Source organism: Niveispirillum sp. SYP-B3756 (genome assembly GCF_009495745.1).
Lineage (GTDB): Bacteria > Pseudomonadota > Alphaproteobacteria > Azospirillales > Azospirillaceae > Niveispirillum.
Genome location: NZ_WIDQ01000007.1, coordinates 143,299 through 165,998, shown reverse-complemented (window position 1 = coordinate 165,998; position 22,700 = coordinate 143,299). Strand labels below are relative to the sequence as shown.

Genomic DNA, 22,700 nt, shown 5'->3' with positions numbered 1-22,700 from the left:
GCCCTGCCGGACCCAACCTATCCCCCATGCTATGCGCTTCACCCGCCCCTGTCGCCTGAAACCTGTCGGGGAAGGAACTGGGCTTTATCAACAGGCGGGGCCTCACCGCCCCACGCAATCATCCAGCCCGTCGCGGAGGACAATCTCCATGCGGCGTTGCAGGATGCCGGCGCGGGCGGCGACATAGCGGCCGGGCGGGTTGGCTTTCCATTGGCGCGGGCTGGGCAGGATGGCGGCCAGCAGGGCGGCCTCGCGGGGGGAAAGATCGGCGGCCCCCTTACCGAACCAGTGGCGGGCCGCCGCTTCGGCGCCATAGACGCCCGGGGCCCACTCCACAATGTTCAGATACACTTCCATGATGCGGCGCTTGGACCAGAAGGTTTCCACCAGCCCGGTGAACCACAGCTCCACCCCCTTGCGCAGCCAGGACCGGTCGGGCCAGAGGAAGGCGTTTTTTGCCACCTGCTGGCTGATGGTGCTGCCGCCACGCACGCTGCGGCCGCCCTGTTCATTACGTTCCAGCGCCTGTTCTACCGCGTCCCAATCCACCCCGCCATGCTGGCAGAACCGGCTATCCTCCGCCGCGATGACGGCGCGGACCAGATGCGGCGACAGGCGGGGCAGCGGTTGCCATTGTTTCTGCCAGCCGCCACCGCTTTCCACCGCGCGGATCAGCATCAGCGGCGTGCCCGGCACCGGCAGCACGACATAGGCCAGCACCCAGAGAAGGCAGGCAGCGATAAACCCTGCCACGCCATAGGCGGCAAGGCGCAGCCAGCGCCCCGCCTTGCCCTTGCCCGCCCCACGCCAAACCGCCATGCCCACCCCGCTCCATCCTGAAAGCCCTATCGCCGGCCCCCCGGCAACGGCGGTGGCCGGGATTGGTTGCATGGCGGCGGGGGGGATCAGCCCCGGCGCAACCGTTCCAGCAGGGTCTGGCTGGCCTTGCCATCCACCTTCATCCCCACCTTCTGTTGATAGGCGCGGATGGCCGCCACTGTGCGCTTGCCCAGAAAACCATCGGGCTTGCCCTTGTGATAACCCAGTTTCACCAGACGGGTCTGAATTTCCTTCACCCCGGCCTGATCCACCGCCACCGGGCGGGCGCCCGTTGCGGCACCAGAGGCGATTTGGCCCCCCGCCGCCCCGGCATGGCTGACGGCCACCGGGCGGGCGGCGGCACCGCCGGGTGGCCCGCCCATCATGCCGGGTGGCGGGCCATCGGCCAGCGCCACATTATCCTGCCCGGCCGCCAGCCTTGCCAGGGCGGCGCGGGCATTGACGTCGCCGCTCTCCGCCGCGCGGGAATACCAGCCGGCCGCTGCCTCCCGATCCGGGGCGCCATCCACCCCCTGTTCGAACAGGGCGCCCAGCATGTAATGCGCCCGCGCGATGCCGGCATCGGCCGCCTGTTCAAACCAGCGTGCGGCCTGGGCGGGATCGCGTTCCAGCCCATAGCCATCCATATAAAGCAGGCCCAGATCGAAGGCCGCCTCCGCATGGCCCATCTCGGCGGCCTTGCGGTACCAGCTGGCGGCCTGTTCCAGATCGGGGGCCAAGCCCAGATCGCCCCGGAACAGTTCCGCCAGGGTCCAGCAGGCATCGGCATCCCCCTTGGCCGCCGCCTGCCCATACCAATAGACGGCGCGGCGCATATCCGCCGCATCGGGCGGCGTGCCGGAAGCGAAATGCTCGGCCAGCGCCATCTGCGCTTCCACATTGCCCTGTTTGGCGTCGCCTTCCAGGTTGCGCAGGGCCGTGTCGGCACGGGGCGGCAGAGCGGGCGCAGGGGCCGTGCCCAAGGCCAGGGCGGCAACACCGGCCGCCGTCACCCCTGCCACCACCGGCTTGGTGACCCGGTGACGGCGGGCCGGCCCCTTGGCGGCGGGGGCCTTCACGGGTTGGGGTTTGGCGACAGAGTGCGCCTTGCCAGCCGGCGCCTTGGCGCCATGGGCCGGGGCCGTGGGCTTGGCCGCCACTGGTTTCTTCGCTGGGGCCGGCTTGGTGACAGCCGGCTTCTTCACCGTGGGCTTGGTCACCTCCGCCAGCGCCTGCGGCCCCGGCAGCAACAATCCCAGCGTCAGCAGCACAGGCAAGGCCGGGCGGATCAAACGGACAGGGGCACGGAACAGCGGCGCACAGGCCGCAACAAGGAACAAATTTCGCTGCCGGCGCATCGCCGGGGCCTCCAACCAAACCTTCGGGGTAGTCCGTCAGACTAGCATGAAAGCCGGGGCAAACCAGCAGGGAAGCCAGGGGTGGTTAGCAGAGGATGGGGATTGAAATCCTTGACCCCAAACGAAACCGGCCGGCCTTACGGTTTCCCGCAAGGCCGGCCGGCGTCACTTCCAGATACCGGGGGATGATCCCCCGCGCCTTTACAGGACGCGGGCGATTTCCTCCATCTCGAAGGCTTCGATGATGTCGCCTTCGCGGATATCGTCGTAATTCTCGAAGGCCATACCGCATTCGAACCCTTCGCGCACTTCGCGGACTTCGTCCTTCATGCGCTTCAGGGTCTTCAGCGTGCCTTCGTGGATCACCACATTGTCGCGCAGCAGGCGGACCTTGGCACCGCGCTTGACGGTACCTTCCGACACGCGGCAACCCGCGACCTTGCCGACCTTGGTGATGTTGAACACCTGCAGGATCTGCGCATTGCCGAGGAAACGTTCCTTCAGCGTCGGCGCCAACATGCCGGTCAGCATCTGACGTACATCATCAATGATGTCATAGATGATGGAGTAGTAGCGGATTTCCACGCCATCGCGCTTGGCCATGTCGCGCGCCTGCGGATTGGCGCGGACATTGAAGCCCACAACCAGACCCTTGGACGCATTGGCCAGCGTGATGTCGCTTTCGGTGATGGCGCCCACACCGGACGACAGCACCCGCACCTTGACCTCGGTATTCTCGGCGGTGAGCTTCTCCAGGGCACCGGAGATGGCTTCCACCGAACCCTGCACGTCGCCCTTGATGACGATGGGCAGTTCCTTGGCCTCGCCGGCCTGGATCTGCTTGAACATCTGCTCAAGGCTGCCGCGACCGGACTTGGCCGACTCGGCTTCGCGCTTCTTGCGGGCACGATATTCGGTGATTTCGCGGGCACGGGCCTCGCTATCCACCACCGCCATTTCCTCGCCCGCCAGCGGCACGCCACCCAGACCCAACACCTCCACCGGGGTGGCGGGATCGGCATCCGGCACGTTGGTGCCACGATCGTTGACCAGGGCGCGCACGCGGCCCCATTCGCTGCCGGCGACGACAATGTCGCCCACCTTCAGCGTACCGCGCTTCACCAGCACGGTGGCCACCGGGCCGCGGCCCTTGTCCAGCTTGGCTTCCACCACCACGCCTTCGGCGCTGCGGTTCGGGTTGGCCTTCAGCTCCAGGATTTCGGCCTGCAGCAGGATGGCTTCTTCCAGCTTGTCCAGGTTCAGGCCGGCCTTGGCCGACACTTCCACATCCAGGATGTCGCCGCCCATGCCTTCCACAACCAGCTCATGCTGGAGCAGTTCCTGACGGACACGCTCCGGCTTGGCAGACGGCAGATCGCACTTGTTGATGGCAACGATGATCGGCACACCGGCGGCCTTGGCGTGGTTGATCGCCTCGATCGTCTGCGGCATCACGCCGTCATCGGCCGCCACCACCAGCACCACCACGTCGGTGACGTTGGCGCCACGGGCACGCATTTCCGTAAAGGCGGCGTGACCCGGCGTATCGATGAAGGTGATCTTCGCACCCGACTTCAGCACCACCTGATAGGCACCGATATGCTGGGTGATACCACCGGCCTCGCGGGCCGCCACGTCGGTACGGCGCAGCGCATCCAGCAGCGAGGTCTTGCCATGGTCGACGTGGCCCATGACGGTGACGACCGGCGCCCGGGACCGCAGGTCTTCCAACCGGTCCTGTTCGCCCTTCACACCGATTTCCACGTCGCTTTCGGAGACACGGAACGGGCGGTGACCCAGTTCCTGCACCACCAGCTCGGCAGTGTCAGCATCAATGGTCTGGGTGATGGTGGCCATCACGCCCATCCGCATCAGGGCCTTCACCACGTCGGCGCCACGTTCGGCCATACGGTTGGCAAGGTCGCCGACCGTGATGACCTCCGGGATCGTCACGTCGCGGGTCACCTTCTGCGTCTCCTGACGGCCGAACAGCCGCATACGTTCGCGTTCACGTGCCCGCTTGGCGGCAGCCATGGAACGACCACGGCGGCTACCATCATCATCCGACAAGGCCTGCGAGATGGTCATCTTGCCACCGCGCCGCTTGTCATCACCCTTGGCCTTGGTGGGGGCTGCCGGCACCTTGGCGGGGGCCGCCTTGCCGGGGCCGGCCACCTTGCGGCGGGGGCTGTCCTCATCCTCAAAATCGGCCGGCGGCGTGGCGACACCCGGACGGGCAGCGACAGCCGGACGAGTCGCATCACCAGACGCCGGACGGCCAGCTGCCGGGCGGGCACGATCATCATCACCAGCGGCAGCCGGACGCGCACGGGATTCGGCCTTGCGGGCCTCTTCGGCCTTGCGGGCATCCTCGGCTTCCTTGCGCTTGCGCTCGGCTTCGTCGACGGCGGCCTTTTCGGCCGCCTGGATAGCGCGCAGCTCTTCCAGCTCGCGGCGGCGGACGGTTTCCTCGTCCAGCGGCTCACGGGCACGGGCCGCTTCCTCTTCCGCAGCGCGGACAGCGGCTTCAGCGGCAGCCTTCTCGGCAGCAGCCTTGGCTTCCGCCTCGGCAATGGCGCGGGCAGCAGCCTCGGCAGCGGCATTCACCGCCTCTGCCTCGGCAACGCGCAGCGCCCGCAGGCGGGCCTCACGCTCGGCATCGCTCAGAACGCGCGGGCCATTGCTGCGGGCAGCCGGTCCACGGCCACCACCCGCCCCTTCAGCGGCGCGACGGGCAGCAGCGCCGCCATCGGCCACGCCGGGAACGGCGCCCTTCTCGAAGGTCTTCTTTCGCTTGACCTCGACCGCCACTTCCTTGCCACGTCCGTGCGAAAAGCTCTGGCGCACGGTGCCTGCAGCACCGCCAGCGGGCTGTTGTGCGGCGGGGGCATTGTTCGCCGCCTTCGGCTTGTTGCCCCCACCCAGCCCAAGCGTGCCGCGACCGGACAGGCTGAGTACTTTCTTGTCGCGGTTCTGGTCGTTGGTATCGCTCATCCCTAATCCGACAGTAAGCCGTTGATCCCTAATCAGGCCCCTAACCTTCAGGAGCCTGCTCCGCCGAGTGCGGAGAGCCGTTCCACCTCACGACGGATCTGCCCTGCCAACGGCCCTGCCGCCAGCACCACATGCACCGCCTCGTCCCGGCCCAAGGCCGCCCCCAGTTCCGACCGGTCGAAAACATCGACCAGCGGCACCCCCAGCGCCTGCGCCAAGGCGAACAGCTTGGTCCGACCATCATCGGACCCGTCGCTCGCCTCAAACCACAATCCTACACTCTTTTGGCCCGCACCGCCCGACCGGCCGATACAACCGGAGCGCAATGCAGCCTGTACCTTTTCAAACCCCGCCAGGACGCCCCCGCCCTTGCGGGCAAGACCGACCAGACCAAGCGCCCGACGCCGGACCAGCCGGCACAGCAGTGCCGGCAGATCGGGAACCGGTTTGACGGCCCGGCGGGCCGCCTTGGCGAACAGGCCCTTGGCCAGGGCCTTTTCAACCAGCTTGGCATCCGCCGTCAACCACAGCCCACGCCCGGGCAGGGTTTCGTCCACGTCGGGGACCAGTACACCATCCGGGGAAACAACAAAACGGATCATGCCCGCCTTGTCCCCCACACGACCCGTGGCCACGCAACGCCGCAGCGGACTTTTACGCCCCGCCACATTCTCCGGTTCGTCCGCCTGCGCCTCGGCATCTAGCTCCGGCGGATAGGCAGGCTTTGGTGCCACCGTCACCGGACCTGTGCCGTCACCGGCCTGGTCGTCGGTCATGTTGTCAGCGGCATCCATTACCCAAAACTCCCCTGCCCGTCAGCCTGATCCCTTAAAGGATCAGGCCTCCGAGCCTTCCTCATCGGCGAACCAATGCGCGCGGGCGGCCATGATCACCTCATTAGCCTGATCCAGCGTCAATGCGTCCTTGCCGACAATATCAATCAGCTCGTCACCGGCCAGATCGGCCAGATCGTCCAGCGTCTTCACGCCCTTCTCACCCAGCTTGACCAGCATGGATGGGGTCAGCGCCTCAATGGCGGCGACGTCATCCTCGACACCCATCTCACGGCGTTTGCCGTCCAGGATCTCGTTCTGCTGGGCCAGATAATTCTGGGCGCGTTCCTGCAGCTCAGCGGCGACATCCTCGTCGAACGCCTCAATGCCGGTCAGCTCGTTCAGGTCAACAAAGGCAATCTCCTCAACCGAGGCGAAGCCTTCATTAACCAGCAGATGGGCGATCATGTCGTCCACATCCAGGGCTTCGATAAACAGGGCGCTGCGGCTGGTGAACTCGGCCTGGCGGCGCTCCCGCTCTTCCGCCTCGGTCATGATGTCGATGGTCCAGCCGGTCAACTGGCTGGCCAGACGCACATTCTGACCCCGGCGGCCGATGGCCAGCGACAGCTGGTCGTCGGGAACCACCACCTCGATCTTACCATTCTCCTCGTCCAGCACGACCTTGGCGACTTCCGCCGGGGCCAATGCATTGACGACGAAGGTGGCCGGATCGGGCTTCCAGGGAATGATGTCGATCTTCTCGCCCTGAAGCTCACCCACCACGGCCTGCACGCGGGAACCGCGCATACCGACGCAGGCGCCCACCGGGTCGATGGAGCTGTCCTTGGAGATCACGGCGATCTTAGCGCGGGAACCCGGATCGCGGGCCACGGCCTTGATCTCGATAATGCCATCATAGATTTCCGGCACTTCAGCCTTGAACAGGCCGGCCATGAACATCGGATGGGTGCGCGACAGGAAGATCTGCGGGCCGCGTTGTTCCTTGCGCACATCATAGATGTAGGCGCGAACGCGGTCGCCGGTCTTGAAATGCTCACGCGGCAGACACTCATCGCGGCGCAGGATCGCTTCGGCGCGGCCCATATCCACGGTGACATTGCCATATTCGACGCGCTTGACCAGACCGTTCACGATCTCGCCCTTACGGTCGATATATTCATTATACTGACGATCGCGCTCGGCCTCGCGCACCTTCTGCACGATCACCTGCTTGGCGGTCTGCGCGGCGATGCGGCCGAAATCGATGGGCGGCAGCGGATCGACGATGAAATCGCCATAAGCCGCATTCGCCTTCTTCCGGCGGGCCTTGGCTAGATCGATCTGCGTCGCCTCGTTCTCAACAACCTCCACCACTTCCATGTGGCGGGTCAGCTGGATATCGCCCGTGCGACGGTCGATGCGGGCGCGGATGTCATGCTCGTGCCCGTATTTGGAGCGGCCAGCCTTCTTGATGGCCTCCTCCATGGCTTCGAGCACATGCTCCTTGTCGATATTCTTCTCGCGGGCGACCGCGTCGGCTACCTGAAGCAGTTCCATCCTGGCGAACCCTGCCTTCTATTCCTGAAACGTCCGCTCAATCCCGCGCCGGCTTGGCGGGGGATTGAACCTCGGTGGTTGCGCTGTCCTCTGCGGCGGCACCCGCCTTGCCGGAGAAACGACCCGGCCCCTTGGGGCCCTTGGGACGCTTCACGGTGCGGGCATCGTCGTCCACATCCATGGCCCCGCCTTCCACGCCGGCCGCCAGACCCTGCTCCGCCGCCGCAGCGGCCAGCAGTTCGTCCGTCATTTCCAGCTTGGCGCGGGCGATATGTTCGAAGGGGATTTCCGCCACCTCGATCATACCGGCTGCCGCAGCGGCGGCGACTTCCGCCTCGGCCTTGGCCTTGGCAGAAACCTTGGCACCCGGCTTGCGCTTGGGGGCCTGGGCCGACTTGGCGTCGAGCGCGATCAATACCGACTCGCCCTCCACACCATAAAGAACCCCACGGAAGCGCTTGCGCCCATCCAGCGGGATTTCCGTCTCGATCCGGGCTTCAAAGCCCTTGAACCGTTCAAAATCCTTCAAACGGGTCAGCGGCCGGTCGATGCCGGGGCTGCTGACCTCCAGATTATAGGCGCTGCTGATCGGATCTTCCACATCCAGCAGGGCAGAAACGGCGTTGGAGATATCAGCGCAGTCATCCACCGTCATCGCACCGCCATCGGCGCGGTCGGCCATGATCTGCAGGGTCGGCCGCTGTCCGCCGGAAAGCTGCAGACGCACGATCTCATAGCCCATATCTTCCATTGAGGGGCCAATGATCTCGGTAATGCGCGCCAGCACGTCCATGATTCTTCCAACTCACCGTCAAACCCACCCTTTTCCCCTGGCCACACGGCCGATCGGGAAAAGAGGTCCAGATAAACAAAAAGGCGGGCCAAAGGCCCACCCGCAAAGCAGACCACCCCGCCAGCGTTGCCCGCCGGCCGGTGTCCGTATGGGATTAAGATGACCGGTATATAGACCGGTTCCGTGCCGGAGGGAAGCCCAAACATCCACGGGGGGCACGCATGGCGGCCCCCCGTGACGGTATCGTACCAATCTCCCGCCGGCGCCATCCGCCGCCTTGGCTTACGCGCCCATGGGGGCGCGGGCCGGCAATCGCCGGCCTCCGATCCGTCTGAAGGCCAACCCTCAGGCGGATTGGTATCAGAAGCTGACGCGCAGCCCAAGCTTGACGATGTGGGTGGCCAGATCGGGGTGATCATCGCCACGTACACCCATGTACCGGTAGGCCGGCGCAACGCTCACGCCATCGGCCAGCCGCATGTTGAGACCGGCTTCCAGGAAACCGGCCGGGCTGGTACCGGTATCCACCAGCAGGGTGGCGGATTTGTTGCGCACATGCGCCGCACCCAGGCCCAGACCGACATAAGGCTGGTAAATATCGGTGACATGCCAGTCGTAATAGGCCCCAACCATGGCCGACATCATGGTGACCTGGCCCGGCAGCCGGTACCCCCACGGGACGGAGACGGTGGCGGGTACCGTGCCCTTCACTTCCACCAGCTTGCCGTAAAAGCCTTCCAGCTCGAAGCGGAAATCATCCCAACGATAGCCCACGGCCAGGGTGCCATTGAAACCCTTGTCCTGCTTCCAATTCCGCACTTTGGAAACGATGCTGGACTTGGCGATATCGTTGCCGGTGGTGAAACCCGCAGAGGCAGCAACATAGACATTCTCCGGCAGAATGCCGTCCGCAGCCTGCACCTCGGCGGCGGCGGTAAAAGCGGTCATCGCCAAAGCGAGACCGACAACCATTTTCTTCATCTCTGAACTTCCTTGAAGACAAAATCAAATCGCCCCCACGCGGGAGATACACAGTTTTGTCCGCCCGTGAAAGGGCCGCTGCGTCTATTGGCCACGGTTCCCCTTTGCAGGGAGGCACCCCGTCGCGGGTCAGTTCCGCTGATGCCCGGCCGCCACGGGGTTCAAGGTGGCGGGACCGCCAACGGCGATGGCCAGCCGGTCGCTGGCCTCCTCCAGCACCGCTTCCAGTTCGAACAGGGCGGTTTCCTTGGGCAGGCCGGGGGGAATCGGTGGCAGGAATTCGATGGTGATGGTGCCGGGCCGCTTGATGAAGCTGTGGCGGCCCCAGAAGACACCGGAATTCACCGCCATCGGCACCAGCGGCACCTTCAACGCCTCATACAGCATGGCGATGCCCACCTTATAGGGGGCATAAACGCCGGGGGCCACGCGCGTGCCCTGGGGGAAGATCACGATCTCCCGCCCCATGGCCTTCATCTGTTTTGCCCCTTCCACCAGGGATTTGATGGCCGCCCCGCGCTTGCCACGCTTCACCGGAATCATCTTCGACTTGGCGGCATACCAACCCCAGAGCGGGATATGGATCAATTCATGCTTCAGCACGATGGCCGGATCGTGGAAGATCAGATGCAGCTTCATCGTCTCCCACATGGATTGGTGCTTGGCCCCGACAAGGAAGGCCCCGTCCTTGGGCAGGTTCTCCAGGCCCTTCACCTCGTACCGCAGGCCGATGATCAACCGCTCGAAAAAGGCCAGCGAGCGCATATAGGCACGCACGCCGCCCACCACGCCCCAGCGCGGCACCACCAGCGTCCAGAGCAGGCCGAAGCACCAGAGCGTCGTCAGCACATAGAAGACGATGTTGAACAGCAGCGACCGGACAAACAGCATGGGGCCCACACCCAAGAGGGGGAATATCGGGTCGCAGCAATAACCATCCCCCCGCCCCTTGTCCAGCGCATGTCCAGTAACTGTCCGGCGGGCGGGAGCCTCAGGGGGCCGCTGCCAGCGGGGTCGTGGGGCTGGTCAAGGCGGCGCGCAGCACCGCCAGCACATATTTATTATATTCCACAATGATCAGCTCGGCCGTGCCCGGCCAGCCCCACCAGCCATCCAGCCGCACCTTGGCCGGGGCCACCGGATGGGCCACCAGTTCCACCCCCGGCAAGGCGCGGCGGAATTCCACTAGGCTGCGGGGCATATGGTAATTGGCCGTCACCACCCGGATGGAACGCAGCCCCTGGGCCGTCACCCAGCGCGCCGTTTCCACCGCATTGCCCTCGGTATCGTCAGCCTCATAGCCCAGCTCGACACAGCATTCCAGCTCCCGCGCATCCTCGCGCTGGGCCAGGGCCAGCAGCTCCCGCACTTCCACCCCGCGATAGACACCGCTGATGAACAGGCGGCGGGCCTTACCAGCGCGCAGCAGGTCGAACCCCACCTCCAGCCGCTCACTGCCGCCGGTCAGCACGACAATGCCGTCGGTGACGATATCATCGGCCGGCGGATGGCGCGGCAGGGAGGCGGCGAAGGCGAACAACCCCGCCGCCCACAGGCCGGCAATGCCCCCCATGGTCAACAGACCGGCCCGGACGGCACGGCGCAGCGACAGCCGCAACGTCACGGCAGCCGCTCCAAGGCGCGGATCACCGTCAGCCGCGCCGTCAGTGCCGCCAGGAAGCAGGCGGCCAGCGGCACCAGGGGCAACCACAGCCAATCCCGCAGGACCAGCGCCATGCTGGGCAGCAGGGCCACATCCAGCCCGCGCCCGGCCTGCTGCAAGCCCAGCAGGGTCAGCAGCGACAAGGTAAAGCCGATGCCACCGCCGAAAATGGCCTGGCGCAGGATATGGCGCTGGAACTGTCCGGCAACATAGCTGTCCGACGCCCCCATCACATGCAACAGTTCCACCTCCCCGCGATGCACAGCGAATCCGGCGCTGGCGGCAAAAATGATGGAGGCAACGGCCGCCCCGCCGATCAGCAGGATGATGGCCGCAGACAGGCCCTGGACGGTGCGGGCGATTCGGTGCAGTTCACCCAGCCAGCGGGCCGGGTCTTCCACGGTAATGCCGGGGCCGACGGCGCGGATCTGGTCGGCCAGTTGCTCCGGGGCCGCCCCCGGTACCAGCCGGACATCAATCAGCACCGGCACCGGCAGTTCCGCCAGCAGGGCGCCATCGCCCAGCCAGGGTTCCACCAGGGCGCGGGCGGCAGCATCATCCAGTTTCTGCGCATCGGCCACAAAGGCGCTGCCGGACAGGGTATCCATCACCCTGCGTACCCGTTCATCCAGCTCCATTCGGCTGCCGCTGCCGCCGGGGCTGACCTGGACGGTCAGGTTACCGGACAGGTCATTGCCCCAGCGCTGCGCCAGCCCGGACAGCACCAGGGAGGCCGCCAGGGCCAGCACCGCCAGATAGACCATCAGGGCAATGATCCAGGGCAGGAAGCGGCCGGTGGCGTCCTGTTTCAGCGGAATGTCGAAATGCGCGCTGCGGCTCATCGTTCCCGTTCGCGGAGGCTCAAGCGGTTGCGGCCGGCAAAGACCCGGCCGCCCCTAGGAATGGCACGGTCGATGCGGGCTCGTAAAGGCCGGGTGTGGAAGGTGGCGACCTTGCGTTAGCCATCGCCGCTTCATATAAGGGGTGACGCCGTGCAGTACGGCGCCGTCACGCCCGTCACCTTCCCCGAGGCTCCCGAGCGCCCATATGATCCTGACCTGCCCGTCCTGCACGAAACGTTTCCTGCTTGATGCAGGTCTGCTTGGCCAGGGGCGGCGGGTGAAATGCGGGCAATGCGGCTATGTCTGGTTCGCCGACCCCTCGACCGACGGCGCGGCCCCGGCACCCGCCAAGCCCGCCAAACCGGCCGGGCGTGAACGGCCGCCGGCGCGCAATGCCGCTCCGCCCGCTTTCAACAAACCGGCAGCCCCGCCGCCGGAGCCGCCAAGCGCCTCCCTGTTTGACGATCCGCCCGACCTGCCGGCCGATGGCGGTGGCTTCAGCGCCTTCGACAAGCCTGATTTTACCGCCGCGGAGCAGGAGGAGGAGGCACCGCCGCTGAGCCGGCCGATGCGGCCCCGCCCCCTGCCCAAGGGCTCCAACCTGCCGGCCATGCCGGGACAAAAGGGGAAAGGCCGAATCAAGGAACTGGCCGCCTGGATCGGCGTCACAGCCCTGGTGGTGGGCATCGCCGGCGGTGCCGTGCTGCAGCGCGACATGGTGATGCAGGCCTGGCCTGCGTCGTTCCGGCTGTATGAGCTGGTGGGGCTGGCGGAGATGATCGGCAGCGGCCTGTCCGAACCGGGCGATCCCAAGCGCACCAAGGTGGAGGTGCGCGACGTCGAAGGCATCAATCTGCTGTTCGTTGCCGGCGAGATTTCCAACAAATCCGACACCCAGCGCAGCGTGCCCGACATCCAGGCCGTCGCCTATGGCGAGGATGGCAAGGAGCTGTTCGCCTGGCGCATCGTGCCGCCGGTGCGCCGCCTGTTCCCCAACCAGACCACCAAGTTCGAGTCGCGGGTGCCGGAACGCGAAGGTGGGCAGGCCAAGAATATCGGCTTCCGCTATATCGAACCGGAAGCTGCGGCCGGGCACTGAGGGGCGGGACGGCCTACAGCCAGCCGCGCCGGCGGAAATACCAGAGCGGGCCGATGGCCGACAGCAGCATCAGCACCAGGGCCAGCGGATAGCCCCATTCCCAGTCCAGCTCCGGCATCAGCTTGAAATTCATGCCATACATGCTGGCGACCAGCGTGGGCGGCAGGAAGGCGACGGAGGCGACAGAGAAAATCTTGATGATGTTGGTCTGCTGGATATTGATCACGCCCAGCGTGGCATCCAGCAGGAAATTGGTCTGCATCGCCTGGAAGCCGGCATGTTCCACCAGGGAATGCACGTCGCGGCTGATGGTTTTCAGCCGCACCTTCTGATCCTTGCCCAGACGCGGGCCCGCCACGGTGACGGCAAAGGCGCAGAGCCGTTCCAGCCCGGCCAAGCTGTCCCGCACCTTTTGTGTCAGGTCGCCGGCGCGGCCGATGGCGGTGATCACCTCCGTCATGCCGTTATTCCTGGCCTTGCGGCGGCGGGAGGCTTCCTTGCGCACGGTGCGGCGGCGGGCCATGCCCTTGCCGGTCCCATCCAGCAGGCCGGTTTCCACCTCTGTGGCATCGGCGAAGACGCGTTGGGACAATTGGTCCAGATCGCCGGCCACCCGTTCCAGCACGTCGGCCGCCCGGTCCACCACCGCTTCCAGCAAGCCCAGGAACGCTTCCATCGGGCTGGTCGCCACGCCGGCATGGCGCATGGCGCGGGCGGCAAAGATAGCGAACCAGAGCGGTTCGGTATGGCGCACGGTGATCAGCGCCGTGGGCGTGATGATGAAGGTCAGCAGCCCCAGATCCAGCCGCCCCGTCTCCCCCCGTGCGATGACGGGGGTGGTGAGGAAAGAGGCCTCGCCCTCGACATAGAGCCGGGAGGAGGCCTCAATCTCGCTCATATCTTCCTTGGTCGGCAGGTCCACGCCCAGATGGGCGGAGATCAACTGCCGCTCCGCCTCTTCCGGGCGGAGCAGGTCCAGCCAGATGGTTCCCGGCGGCAGCGGCTGGTCCGGGGCCAGGCTCTGGCCCCGCAGACGGTCGCCGTCGCGCAGGTAGGCGGTAATCAAAGGCCAACCCCGGCCGGCACCGGCACCCCGGCGCTGCGGCAGGCGGCGGTGACGGTATTGGCCAGCAGGCAGGCAATCGTCATCGGCCCCACTCCACCCGGCACCGGGGTGATGGCCCCGGCCACGGCAGCCGCCTCCGCATAGGCGACATCGCCGACGACTCGCGTTTTACCCGCGGCTGCCGCCGCCGGGTCGCGCGCCGGCACCCGGTTGATGCCGACATCGATGACGATGGCGCCCGGCTTGATCCAATCCCCCTTCACCATTTCCGGCCGCCCCACGGCGGCCACCAGAATATCGGCTTGCCGGCAGACCGCCGGCAGATCGCGGGTGCGGGAATGGGCGATGGTGACGGTGCAGTCGGCCGCCAGCAGCAACTGGGCCATCGGCTTGCCGACAATGTTGGACCGGCCCACCACCACGGCATTCATGCCGCGCAGATCGGGCACCGTATCCTTCAGCAGCAACATGCAGCCCAGCGGCGTGCAGGGCACCAGGGCCGGCAGCCCGACCGACAGGCGCCCGGTATTCACCACATGGAACCCATCCACATCCTTGGCCGGATCGATGGCGCCCAGCACCGCCTGGGTATCGATATGGGCGGGCAGCGGCAACTGCACCAGAATGCCGTGGATGGAGGGATCATTGTTCAACTGGTTGACCAGCCGCAGCAATTCTTCCTGGCTGGTTTCCGGGGGCAGGCGGTGGGTGACGGAATGCATCCCCGCTTCACGCGTCTGTTCACCCTTATTGCGGACATAGATCTGGCTGGCCGGATCTTCACCCACCAGCACCACAGCCAGACCAGGCACCAGCGCGTAGCCTGTGCGCAACTCTTCCACCGCCGTGGCGATGCGTGCGCGCAAGCCGGCCGCAAAGCCCTTGCCGTCGATGATGCGTGCCTCGGCCATTAACAAATCCCCCAAAATCCGCTGGTACCAGAAAGACCGCCGTCAGAGGGCGGCCAGCCATGCCGTCAGTTGCGCTTGCAACTGCGCCGTATCGCCGGCCACGAATAATACTTTCGACCGATCGGTGCCACCCGCCACGACGTCGATGCTGGATTTCGGAATCCGCCATGCTTTGGCCAGCAACTGGATGATGGCGGCATTGGCCTTGCCATCCTCCGGCACGGCGGTGACGGAAACCTTCACCTGCATCCGGTCATCCGCCCCCAGCGCCTGGCCCTGCACAGCATTGCGGCTGGCGCGAGGGGCCGCTCGCACGAACAGCCGCACCCCGCCAGCCGCCGGTTCCAGGGCCGGACGGGACATCAGTAAACCAGACCGTAATTTACCAGCAGACGCTGGGCAAACATGATGGCCAGAATCAGCACGATGGGCGACAGGTCCAATCCGCCCAGATTGGGCAGCACATTGCGGATGGGCCGCAAAACCGGCTCCGTCAACCGGTACAGCATGTCGCTGACCGTATAGATGAAGCGGTTATGGGTATTGATGACATTGAAGGCGATCAGCCAGCTGAGGATGGCTGAAATGATCAAAACCCAGACATACAGGTCCAGCACCACGTACAGGATCTGGAAGATGGTGTGAAAAAGCGGCTCCATGGTCTTCCCGGCGCTGTTGGCGGCATCGGCCGCACCTGCTCTGGAACGTAATGCCGCCCCCTGCCCCTGTCCAGGGGGCCAGCACCCGGAACTTTGCCAGCATCCGTTTTCCCCGATCGAAAAAGCTGAAATCAGACGCTTGACAGGCCGGGGACGGATGCGCATTATCCGCGCCGCTTCGCCAGCCACGGCAGCGAAGCCTTTGGGATAGTTGTGGGGCCGTAGCTCAGCTGGGAGAGCGACGCGTTCGCAATGCGTAGGTCGGGAGTTCGATCCTCCTCGGCTCCACCATCCCTCCCCCTATCACACATGAAGACTTGTTATTTACTGTTTCGGCGCGGTTATAGCGTTGCCGCAGCGGTAATTTTCTATTGAACTGATATAGGTAATAGCATCCAATCCGCTGAATGGGTATTTTCCCCGCCGAACCGGGGATACATCATGCCGATTGAGATTCGTCATATTCTGTTCTCGCAGGAAGAGGTTATCCGCGCGGTGGTGGAATATCACCGCCGCTCCGGCAACCCCCTGCCCGCCGGCAGCGTGATTCGCATTGAGGTGATGCCGGACCCTGTGCGCTGCGCCCTGCATTTCGCCCGCGATGACAATTCCCGTCAGGTGGCCTGGGTGGATAACCAGCCGCTGGCCGCCGCCCTGATCATGTTCTGCATCAACCAGCGCATCCCGCTGCCCACCAAATCCACCAAGCTGCTGGACGTGATGAACGACAAGGTGACGCTGGTGGTGCATCGGTAGGGCTTGAAGCCCTGACCCTCAGCCTGCGTGGGCCAGCCGCTTTTCCCCCCAGCGCACGGCCTGGGCGATGGCGAAATTCATCGCCAGATAGAACAGGCCGGCAATCACGAACATCTCCACCGGCTGGAAACTGCGCGACGCGACGGCGCGCGCGGCCCCCGTCAGTTCCATCAGGGTGATGGTGCTGGCCAGGGAGGTGGCCTGCACCATCTGGATCATCTCATTGCCATAGGCGGGCAGAATTTGGCGGAAAGCCTGGGGCAGCACGATGCGGCGGAACAGCAGCAGCCGGTGCATCCCCAGCGCGCGCGCCGCCTCGATCTGGCCGAAGGACACGGCCTGGATGCCGCCGCGCAGGATTTCCCCGGTATAGGCGGCGTTATTCAGGGTCAGCGCGATGATGGCGCACCAATAGGGTTCGCGCAGCACCGGCCAGAGGAAACTGTCCCGCACGGCGACAAACTGGCCGGCACCATAGAAGATCAGGAAAATCTGCACCAGCAGCGGGGTGGAGCGGAACAGGAAGATGAAGGCAACCGCCGGGGCGCGCAGTAGAACGCTGCCCGACAGCCGCGCCAGCGCCACCCCCACCGACAGCAAAAGCCCCAGCGCCAGCGAGAGTGCCACCAACTGCAAAGTCAGCCAGGCACCGGATGCCAGCGACGGCAGGGAGGAAAGGATCATATCCATGCTTGGTCCCCCCTTCAAGCCGTTGCGCGGCGCACGCCGCGATCCGCCCGGCGCGACAGAGCGCGGAATCCTGTTTCCGACAGGGTGGTGATCACCAGATAGATCAGCGCCGCCACCAGATAGAACAGGAAGGGTTGACGGGTGGTGCCGCTGGCGACATAGGCCTGCCGCATCAATTCCGCCAACGAAACGACCGATACCAGCGTGGTATCCTTCAGCGTCATCTGCCAGACGTTGCCCAGGCCCGGCAGGGCATAGCGCAGGGCCTGCGGGGCCAGGATGCGGCGCAGGATCAACAGCCGGTGCATCCCCAGTGCCCGCGCCGCCTCCAACTGACCCTTGGGCACGGCCTGCACCGCACCCCGGATCACCTCTGCCGCATAGGCACCCGAAACCAGCCCGACCGAGGCCACGCCAACGGCAAAGGCCGACAGTTCCACCCGCCCGCCATAGCCGAACAGCCCGGCCATCCAGCCGACCAGACCTGACCCGCCATAGAAGAGCAGCCAGATCACCAGCAGGGCCGGCACGCCGCGCACCACAGTGGTATATGTAGCGGCCAGCCAGCGCAGCGGCAGCGGCCCGGACAGCTTGGCCGCCGCCGTCAGACAGCCGGCCCCCAGCCCGATCAGATAGGCCAGCACCGCCACCAGCAGGGTCATGCCGGCACCCTGCAACAGCTCATCGCCCCAACCGGTGGCGCCGTAACTCAACAGATCCAGCATGGCTCATCCAGTTGGGGTGTCAGAAAGCACAGCATGTCAGGGCATGGAGGTGTCAAAGCCGAACCATTGCACCGACATGGTCTTCATGGTGCCGTCGGCCTTCATTTCCTTAATGGCGCTGTTCAGCGCCGTCTTCAGCGCCGTGCGGCCCTTCACCAGGGCGACACCCTGGCCACGGCCGAACAGGCCGCCATCGAAACCGGGGCCGAAGAAGCTGTAATCCCTGCCTTCCGGGCGCTGCAGGAAGGCGTTCCAGGTGACGGCATCGGCCAGCCCCACCTCAATCCGGCCGCTTTGCATATCCAGCGCCAGCTGTTCCTGGGTGTCATAGCGGCGCAGATCCACCACATCGCCCAGATATTTCTCAGCGAAATTGGCGTGGATGGTGGCCGTCTGCACGCCCATCACCTTGCCCTTCAACAACCCGCGCAGCTTATCCAGTGCCGCCTGCGACTCCGGGCTCATATTGGACAGGTCCACCTTCGGCACCCCGTAATCCTCCTTCTGGAGCGGGTTGCTGTTGGCCGACACCAGATAGGCTGGGGTGGTGGTATAGCCGTCGGAGAAATCGACCGCCTGCAGCCGTTCCTCCGTGATCGACATGCCGGCGACAACGACATCGAAACGACCGGCCTGCAGGGCCGGGATCATGCCGTCCCAGGCGGTGGCGACGAACTGACATTCCACCTTCATGCGACGGCAGATATCCTTCATCATATCGATTTCGAAACCAACCAGATTGCCGCTGGCATCCACCATATTATAGGGGGGATAGGCGCCTTCGGTGGCGACACGCAGCGGGTTGGGCACGCTGTCGGCCGCCGCCGGGGCCGCCTGTTTGGCAGCATCATCCTTGCCGCACCCGCCCAGCAGGGTGACACAGGCCAGCCCCAGCGCCGCGATCCAACTCTTCATCCCCACACCCTCCGACACCCCGGGGCATTGGCCCCTTTTGGATTGCTTGATATTGGTTTGATACCAAGGTCAGGAAATCCTGACCTTGGTATCCGCGCCGACTGGCGCGGCGGCGGCCCGTGCCGCCGAAGTCAGTAAATTCAGACAAGTCAGAATTTACTGACACGCGTATCATTATCCGAAAACAGTTTTCCGGGGCCGATCCCCCGGCGTCAAGCCTGTCAGCGGGCTCAGCGCCCGCCTTCGCGCATTAGGAACTGGCGGCAACGCTCGCTCTGCGGGTTGCCGAACAGCTCATCCGGTGTGCCCTGTTCCTCAATCCTTCCCTGGTGCAGGAAGACCACCTTGTGGGAAACCTCCCGCGCGAAGGCCATTTCATGGGTCACCAGCAACATGGTGGCCCCTTCATCGGCCAGATCGCGCATCACCTTCAGCACCTCCCCCACCAGTTCGGGGTCAAGGGCCGAGGTGGGTTCATCGAACAGCATCACCTGCGGGTCCATGGCCAACATGCGGGCGATCGCCGCCCGCTGCTGCTGCCCGCCCGACATCTGGGAGGGATAGGCATCGCGCTTGGCCGACAGGCCCACCTTGGCCAGCAGGCCTTCCGCCCGCGCCACCGCCTCTTCCCGGTTGCGGCCCAGCACATGCACCGGGGCCTCGATGATGTTCTCCAGCACCGTCATATGGGTCCAGAGGTTGAAGCTCTGAAACACCATGCCGCAGCGCTGGCGGATGCGGTCCACCTGGCGGCTGTCGGCCGGCTGAGCCCGGCCGGCGCGATCCTTCTTCATAGCGATTTCCTCGCCCTGGATCAGCACCCGCCCGTCATCGGGGGTTTCCAACAGGTTTATGCAGCGCAGCAATGTGCTTTTGCCGGAACCGGACGAACCGATCAGCGCCACCACCTCCCCTTGAGCGGCGGAAAGCGAGACGCCCTTCAGCACCTCATTTTCCCCGAAACGCTTATGCAGCCCTTCCACCTGGACGGCGGGCACGGATTTGGCAGCGGCGGCAGAAAGGTTCATCGGGGTCCGTTAACTCTTCATGAAGGTTCGATCCCCAAGCTAACCCGCCAGACCGCACCCGCGAAAGAGGGGAAAACGGCGCGCGTGCAATCGCCCATGCCGGCGTCACATGGGCGCCTCACCGGCTATAGTTTGTTCGCTGCGCTTTCATCCGTGGTAAAGCAGTGTCATCGCCTTTTTCTTTGATTGATAGAGTTCGATGCCATGGACCCCAACGCGAACCGGAGCACCCATTTCCTGTTCGATCACAAGGTGTTCACGCTGGAAGGCTGCCGGTTCGTGCTGTCGAAATCGACAGAGGAAGCGGTGATGCGCTTCAAGCTTGGCAAGGTGGAGGCGGAAGTCGTCATCGACAAGCTGGGCAATGAATTCAAGATCGACCCGAAATCCTTTGACGGCCAGTTGCTGGACATGGTGGTCAAAGGGTTGAAATATGTGCGGGAAATCCGCCCTGGCGACACAATCCCCAACGAGTTGATCGACGGCACCGCCAGTTGGCGGGTGGATGACCGGCATTACAATCTCGCCAAGGCCCGGCTGACCGTGCAGATGGTGACCTGGCTGACGGGCGGCGAATCGGTCATCTCCTCACCGGCGGAACTGGAACAACTGGTGGAAGACCCTTCCACCAAGTCCCGCGTAAAGGAGGCGTTCAAGGTCATCGCCAACAAGCTGGCCCTGACCGGCGACCCGGAAGAGGTGGTGGAAAACCGCATTGAAGGGCTGGCCAAGGAGCTGTCTTATATCGAGGCGCTGCGGGAACGGGGAGCCAAGCTGCGCGATGTGCGCAGCGGGCTGGATGTCGCCCACCGCGTCTATAAGAATGAGCGCAATCTGCGCGAAGAGATTATCCGGATGCAGACGCTGAGCCTGCCGCCAATGACGGATATTGAAAACCGCTTCGCCCAGGTAGATGCCCAGACCGGTGAAATCCTCTCCATGCTGGGCAAGTATGAACAGAATATCCGCTATATCAGGGAGATGCGGGACGACCTGCACCAGACCCTGCTGCCCTGGGAAGAAGTTTTCGAGGATTGGGAAATGGTGGCCTCGGAGAAAGGTGCCCCGTTTGAGGCGGTGCTGAAAAAGACCTACCAGTTCCTGGCCCGCAACTTCTCCCAAGCCAAGCAATGGCGCTTGGCATCGCGCCCGGCGCCAAAGTAATCCTTGCTCAACCGGGGCAGGACGTACGCGTCAGCCTGTAGGCGGCGAACGGCGCCTCTTTGCCCTGGGCATCGCGGGCGGTGATGTCCCAGCGCAAGCCCGCCTGATCCAACCGCCAGCGGTTGATGAACAGGCTGTCGGGATATTGATAGCTGATATCGAAACCACCCGGCTGAACGGAACCGGTGCCCGTGGTGGCAAAGGTGCCGCCGAAACTGTCGGACCAGAAACCGGAAACCGCCTTGGCATCCTTGGCAGAACCGGCACCAAACAGCAGATGCGCAGCATAGCGGTCGGAAGGATCGCCGATGGCCGTGCTGTCGCTATCGATGGCGAACATGGCATCCAGCGCCACCGCGTGGGCGGCCAGATTGATGGAAACCTTCTTGCCCATCACGACACCCTCCCCCTTCCAGCAACCAGCCAGCGCGCTGACGGCAGCAGGAACGGGTGGTACCCCCGGTTCCAGCGCGGAAGCGACCGGGACGGCGAGGGCCAAGCTGGTGAGGGCCAGGAGGAAACGCGGGATCGACATGGGTGGGCTCGCCAGCAGGAGGGGTGTTGACCGCAATTCTCTACCGTCATTCCCGCGAAGGCGGGAATCCATACGACAGCGCGGATTTTGGATTCCCGCCTTCGCGGGAATGACGGTAGAGAAGGCTTACCCGGCTCGAAAGTTAAAACCCAGCATCCCCAGCCTTGGGCAGTTCCAGCCCCGACCCTTCCAGCCCCAGCAACTGGGCCAGACGCGGGCGCACCTTCCATTCGTTGATCAGGGCGCGGTAATCGGCCAGCACATCCTTATCCCCCGCCCCACCGGTGTAGGTGGCGCGCAACAGGGTGTTGCGCGGGGTATGTTCGCTGCCGATGAATTCCACAATTTCCGCCCGATAACCGGACAGCCGCATCAAGGCGGCGCGCAGCGCGTCGGTCAGCGCATCGGCCAGCCGTTCCCGCAGGATGCCATGGCGCGTCACTAAGCCATAGGGGGCCGGCGCTTCAGCGGCGCGGAGCTGCTTTTGCAGATCATGGTGGCAGCAGGGGGCCGCCAGCACGAAGCGCGCCTTCCAGGCCACAGCACGGGCCAGCGCATCATCGGTCGCCGTGTCGCAGGCGTGCAGGGCCAGCACCACATCGGCCCCATCCAGCGGGGCGTCCGCGATGGTGCCTTCCAGGAAGCGCAAGCCATCCCAGCCCAGTTGCGCCGATAGCGCACTGTTGCGCTCGCGGGCCTGCCGCTTCACATCCACGCCCACCATATCCACATCCAGCCCGCGCACATGGGCCAGGAAGCGATAGGCGGCGAAGGTCAGATAGGCGTTACCACAGCCGAGATCGACCACACGCAACGGGCGATCGCCCGGCAATTGTTCCGGCTTCAGCACCGCATCCAGCGCGCGCAGGAATTCCTCTACCTGCCGGAACTTGTCTTGGCGGGTCGGCTTGATGCGGCCATCGGCATCGGCAATGCCAATCGCCTGCCAGAACGGGTCCGCCGGGTCCAGCAGCCGCGCCTTGGCCCGGTTGTGGGACAGCTCGCGTTCCACCGGGGCGGCCGGCTTGGTGCGGCTGACCATCGGCTCACCCTTCTTGGTGATGCGGATCTGCAGCGTGCCGCCGGTGCTTTCGACATGCCAGTTGGCGAAGCCCTGGGACAGGGCCTCATCCACCATGGCCCCGGCCTCATCCCCATAGGCGGCGTTGGCCGTGTGGGCCTGCCGCTCATCATAGGCGACGCGCTGAAGGCGTTGACCCGCCTTCAGCGAAACGGGCCGCAGTTCCAGCCGGCGCCAGGGCGGGCTGGTATTGCGCTGCCGACCGGAGGCGACGGCACGCACCAGCCCCTCCCCATCCAGCAGCAGCGCCCGCAGTTCCGCCAATACCGACGCCAGCTCTTCAGCCAT

General features: G+C 65.0%; 23 protein-coding genes and 1 tRNA gene. 4 read left to right on the top strand and 20 right to left on the bottom strand.

Translation table 11 applies throughout. The features are described from left to right. Nucleotides 1-102: 102 nt before the first annotated feature. The 10 genes from mtgA to GE253_RS15785 form a co-directional block, all read right to left on the bottom strand. Nucleotides 103-819 (bottom strand): monofunctional biosynthetic peptidoglycan transglycosylase, encoded by a 717-nt coding sequence (gene mtgA / locus GE253_RS15830; RefSeq protein ID WP_153205124.1) that lies wholly within the window; start codon nt 817-819, stop codon nt 103-105. Between the two features lie 86 nt (nt 820-905). Next, on the bottom strand, nt 906-2,177 hold the full coding sequence (locus GE253_RS15825; protein ID WP_153205123.1) for an SEL1-like repeat protein: 1,272 nt from the start codon (nt 2,175-2,177) through the stop codon (nt 906-908). Nucleotides 2,178-2,378: 201 nt separating this feature from the next. Then, nucleotides 2,379-5,171 (bottom strand): translation initiation factor IF-2, encoded by a 2,793-nt coding sequence (gene infB, locus GE253_RS15820; protein WP_153205122.1) that lies wholly within the window; start codon nt 5,169-5,171, stop codon nt 2,379-2,381. A 47-nt stretch (nt 5,172-5,218) separates the two neighbouring features. Beyond that, complete coding sequence (locus GE253_RS15815) at nt 5,219-5,965, bottom strand: RNA-binding protein (RefSeq protein WP_247878686.1); 747 nt, start codon at nt 5,963-5,965, stop codon at nt 5,219-5,221. Nucleotides 5,966-6,007: 42 nt separating this feature from the next. After that, complete coding sequence (gene nusA, locus GE253_RS15810) at nt 6,008-7,504, bottom strand: transcription termination factor NusA (RefSeq protein ID WP_153205121.1); 1,497 nt, start codon at nt 7,502-7,504, stop codon at nt 6,008-6,010. A 37-nt stretch (nt 7,505-7,541) separates the two neighbouring features. Further along, complete coding sequence (gene rimP, locus GE253_RS15805) at nt 7,542-8,297, bottom strand: ribosome maturation factor RimP (protein ID WP_153205120.1); 756 nt, start codon at nt 8,295-8,297, stop codon at nt 7,542-7,544. Between the two features lie 360 nt (nt 8,298-8,657). Further along, the gene (locus GE253_RS15800) at nt 8,658-9,278 is read right to left on the bottom strand and encodes an outer membrane beta-barrel protein (RefSeq protein WP_153205119.1); all 621 of its coding nucleotides are present in this window, start codon (nt 9,276-9,278) and stop codon (nt 8,658-8,660) included. 129 nt (nt 9,279-9,407) lie between these two features. Continuing rightward, the gene (locus GE253_RS15795; protein ID WP_153205118.1) at nt 9,408-10,169 is read right to left on the bottom strand and encodes a lysophospholipid acyltransferase family protein; all 762 of its coding nucleotides are present in this window, start codon (nt 10,167-10,169) and stop codon (nt 9,408-9,410) included. A gap of 100 nt (nt 10,170-10,269) precedes the next feature. Then, nucleotides 10,270-10,902, bottom strand: a complete 633-nt coding sequence (locus GE253_RS15790; protein ID WP_348770874.1) for a YdcF family protein — start codon at nt 10,900-10,902, stop codon at nt 10,270-10,272. Beyond that, entirely contained in the window at nt 10,899-11,783 is an 885-nt protein-coding gene (locus GE253_RS15785) for a hypothetical protein (protein WP_153205117.1), read from the bottom strand. The genes GE253_RS15790 and GE253_RS15785 overlap by 4 nt, the downstream gene beginning before the upstream one ends. A gap of 205 nt (nt 11,784-11,988) precedes the next feature. Between GE253_RS15785 and GE253_RS15780 the strand changes: the two genes are divergently transcribed. Further along, complete coding sequence (locus GE253_RS15780; RefSeq protein ID WP_153205116.1) at nt 11,989-12,882, top strand: zinc-ribbon domain-containing protein; 894 nt, start codon at nt 11,989-11,991, stop codon at nt 12,880-12,882. Nucleotides 12,883-12,895: 13 nt separating this feature from the next. Here the strand turns inward: GE253_RS15780 and GE253_RS15775 are convergent, their stop codons facing one another. The 4 genes from GE253_RS15775 to GE253_RS25870 are packed head-to-tail and all read right to left on the bottom strand — an operon-like array spanning nt 12,896 to nt 15,518. Beyond that, the gene (locus tag GE253_RS15775; protein ID WP_153205115.1) at nt 12,896-13,948 is read right to left on the bottom strand and encodes a magnesium transporter CorA family protein; all 1,053 of its coding nucleotides are present in this window, start codon (nt 13,946-13,948) and stop codon (nt 12,896-12,898) included. Further along, nucleotides 13,945-14,859 carry a bifunctional methylenetetrahydrofolate dehydrogenase/methenyltetrahydrofolate cyclohydrolase FolD gene (gene folD / locus GE253_RS15770; protein ID WP_153205114.1) on the bottom strand — a complete coding sequence of 305 codons (915 nt, stop codon included), beginning with the start codon at nt 14,857-14,859 and terminating at the stop codon, nt 13,945-13,947. The genes GE253_RS15775 and folD overlap by 4 nt, the downstream gene beginning before the upstream one ends. A gap of 42 nt (nt 14,860-14,901) precedes the next feature. Continuing rightward, nucleotides 14,902-15,222: a DUF167 family protein gene (locus GE253_RS15765; RefSeq protein ID WP_153205113.1), complete on the bottom strand. Its 321-nt coding sequence runs from the start codon at nt 15,220-15,222 to the stop codon at nt 14,902-14,904. Next, nucleotides 15,222-15,518, bottom strand: a complete 297-nt coding sequence (locus GE253_RS25870; RefSeq protein WP_173012670.1) for a YggT family protein — start codon at nt 15,516-15,518, stop codon at nt 15,222-15,224. Before GE253_RS25870 ends, GE253_RS15765 begins: the two co-directional genes overlap by 1 nt. Before the next feature lie 215 nt (nt 15,519-15,733). Between GE253_RS25870 and GE253_RS15755 the strand changes: the two genes are divergently transcribed. Together GE253_RS15755 and GE253_RS15750 are read left to right on the top strand one after the other, a co-directional pair. Next, a tRNA-Ala gene (locus tag GE253_RS15755) sits at nt 15,734-15,809 on the top strand. 150 nt (nt 15,810-15,959) lie between these two features. Further along, nucleotides 15,960-16,274 carry a hypothetical protein gene (locus tag GE253_RS15750; protein ID WP_153205111.1) on the top strand — a complete coding sequence of 105 codons (315 nt, stop codon included), beginning with the start codon at nt 15,960-15,962 and terminating at the stop codon, nt 16,272-16,274. A gap of 18 nt (nt 16,275-16,292) precedes the next feature. On the opposite strand, the gene GE253_RS15745 is transcribed toward GE253_RS15750, so the two are convergent. The 4 genes from GE253_RS15745 to GE253_RS15730 form a co-directional block, all read right to left on the bottom strand. Then, a complete protein-coding gene (locus GE253_RS15745; RefSeq protein WP_153205110.1) occupies nt 16,293-16,964 on the bottom strand; it encodes an ABC transporter permease in 672 nt (223 codons plus the stop codon). A 14-nt stretch (nt 16,965-16,978) separates the two neighbouring features. Continuing rightward, on the bottom strand, nt 16,979-17,689 hold the full coding sequence (locus tag GE253_RS15740; protein WP_153205109.1) for an ABC transporter permease: 711 nt from the start codon (nt 17,687-17,689) through the stop codon (nt 16,979-16,981). Nucleotides 17,690-17,725: 36 nt separating this feature from the next. After that, nucleotides 17,726-18,604: a transporter substrate-binding domain-containing protein gene (locus tag GE253_RS15735; RefSeq protein ID WP_153205108.1), complete on the bottom strand. Its 879-nt coding sequence runs from the start codon at nt 18,602-18,604 to the stop codon at nt 17,726-17,728. Nucleotides 18,605-18,834: 230 nt separating this feature from the next. Then, nucleotides 18,835-19,632: an ATP-binding cassette domain-containing protein gene (locus GE253_RS15730; RefSeq protein WP_153205107.1), complete on the bottom strand. Its 798-nt coding sequence runs from the start codon at nt 19,630-19,632 to the stop codon at nt 18,835-18,837. A 204-nt stretch (nt 19,633-19,836) separates the two neighbouring features. On the opposite strand from GE253_RS15730, the gene GE253_RS15725 reads away from it, so the two are divergent. Further along, nucleotides 19,837-20,796 (top strand): hypothetical protein, encoded by a 960-nt coding sequence (locus tag GE253_RS15725; protein WP_153205106.1) that lies wholly within the window; start codon nt 19,837-19,839, stop codon nt 20,794-20,796. Between the two features lie 7 nt (nt 20,797-20,803). Here the strand turns inward: GE253_RS15725 and GE253_RS15720 are convergent, their stop codons facing one another. Next, nucleotides 20,804-21,331, bottom strand: a complete 528-nt coding sequence (locus GE253_RS15720) for a hypothetical protein (protein WP_153205105.1) — start codon at nt 21,329-21,331, stop codon at nt 20,804-20,806. 142 nt (nt 21,332-21,473) lie between these two features. Continuing rightward, nucleotides 21,474-22,700 (bottom strand): SAM-dependent methyltransferase, encoded by a 1,227-nt coding sequence (locus GE253_RS15715; protein WP_153205104.1) that lies wholly within the window; start codon nt 22,698-22,700, stop codon nt 21,474-21,476.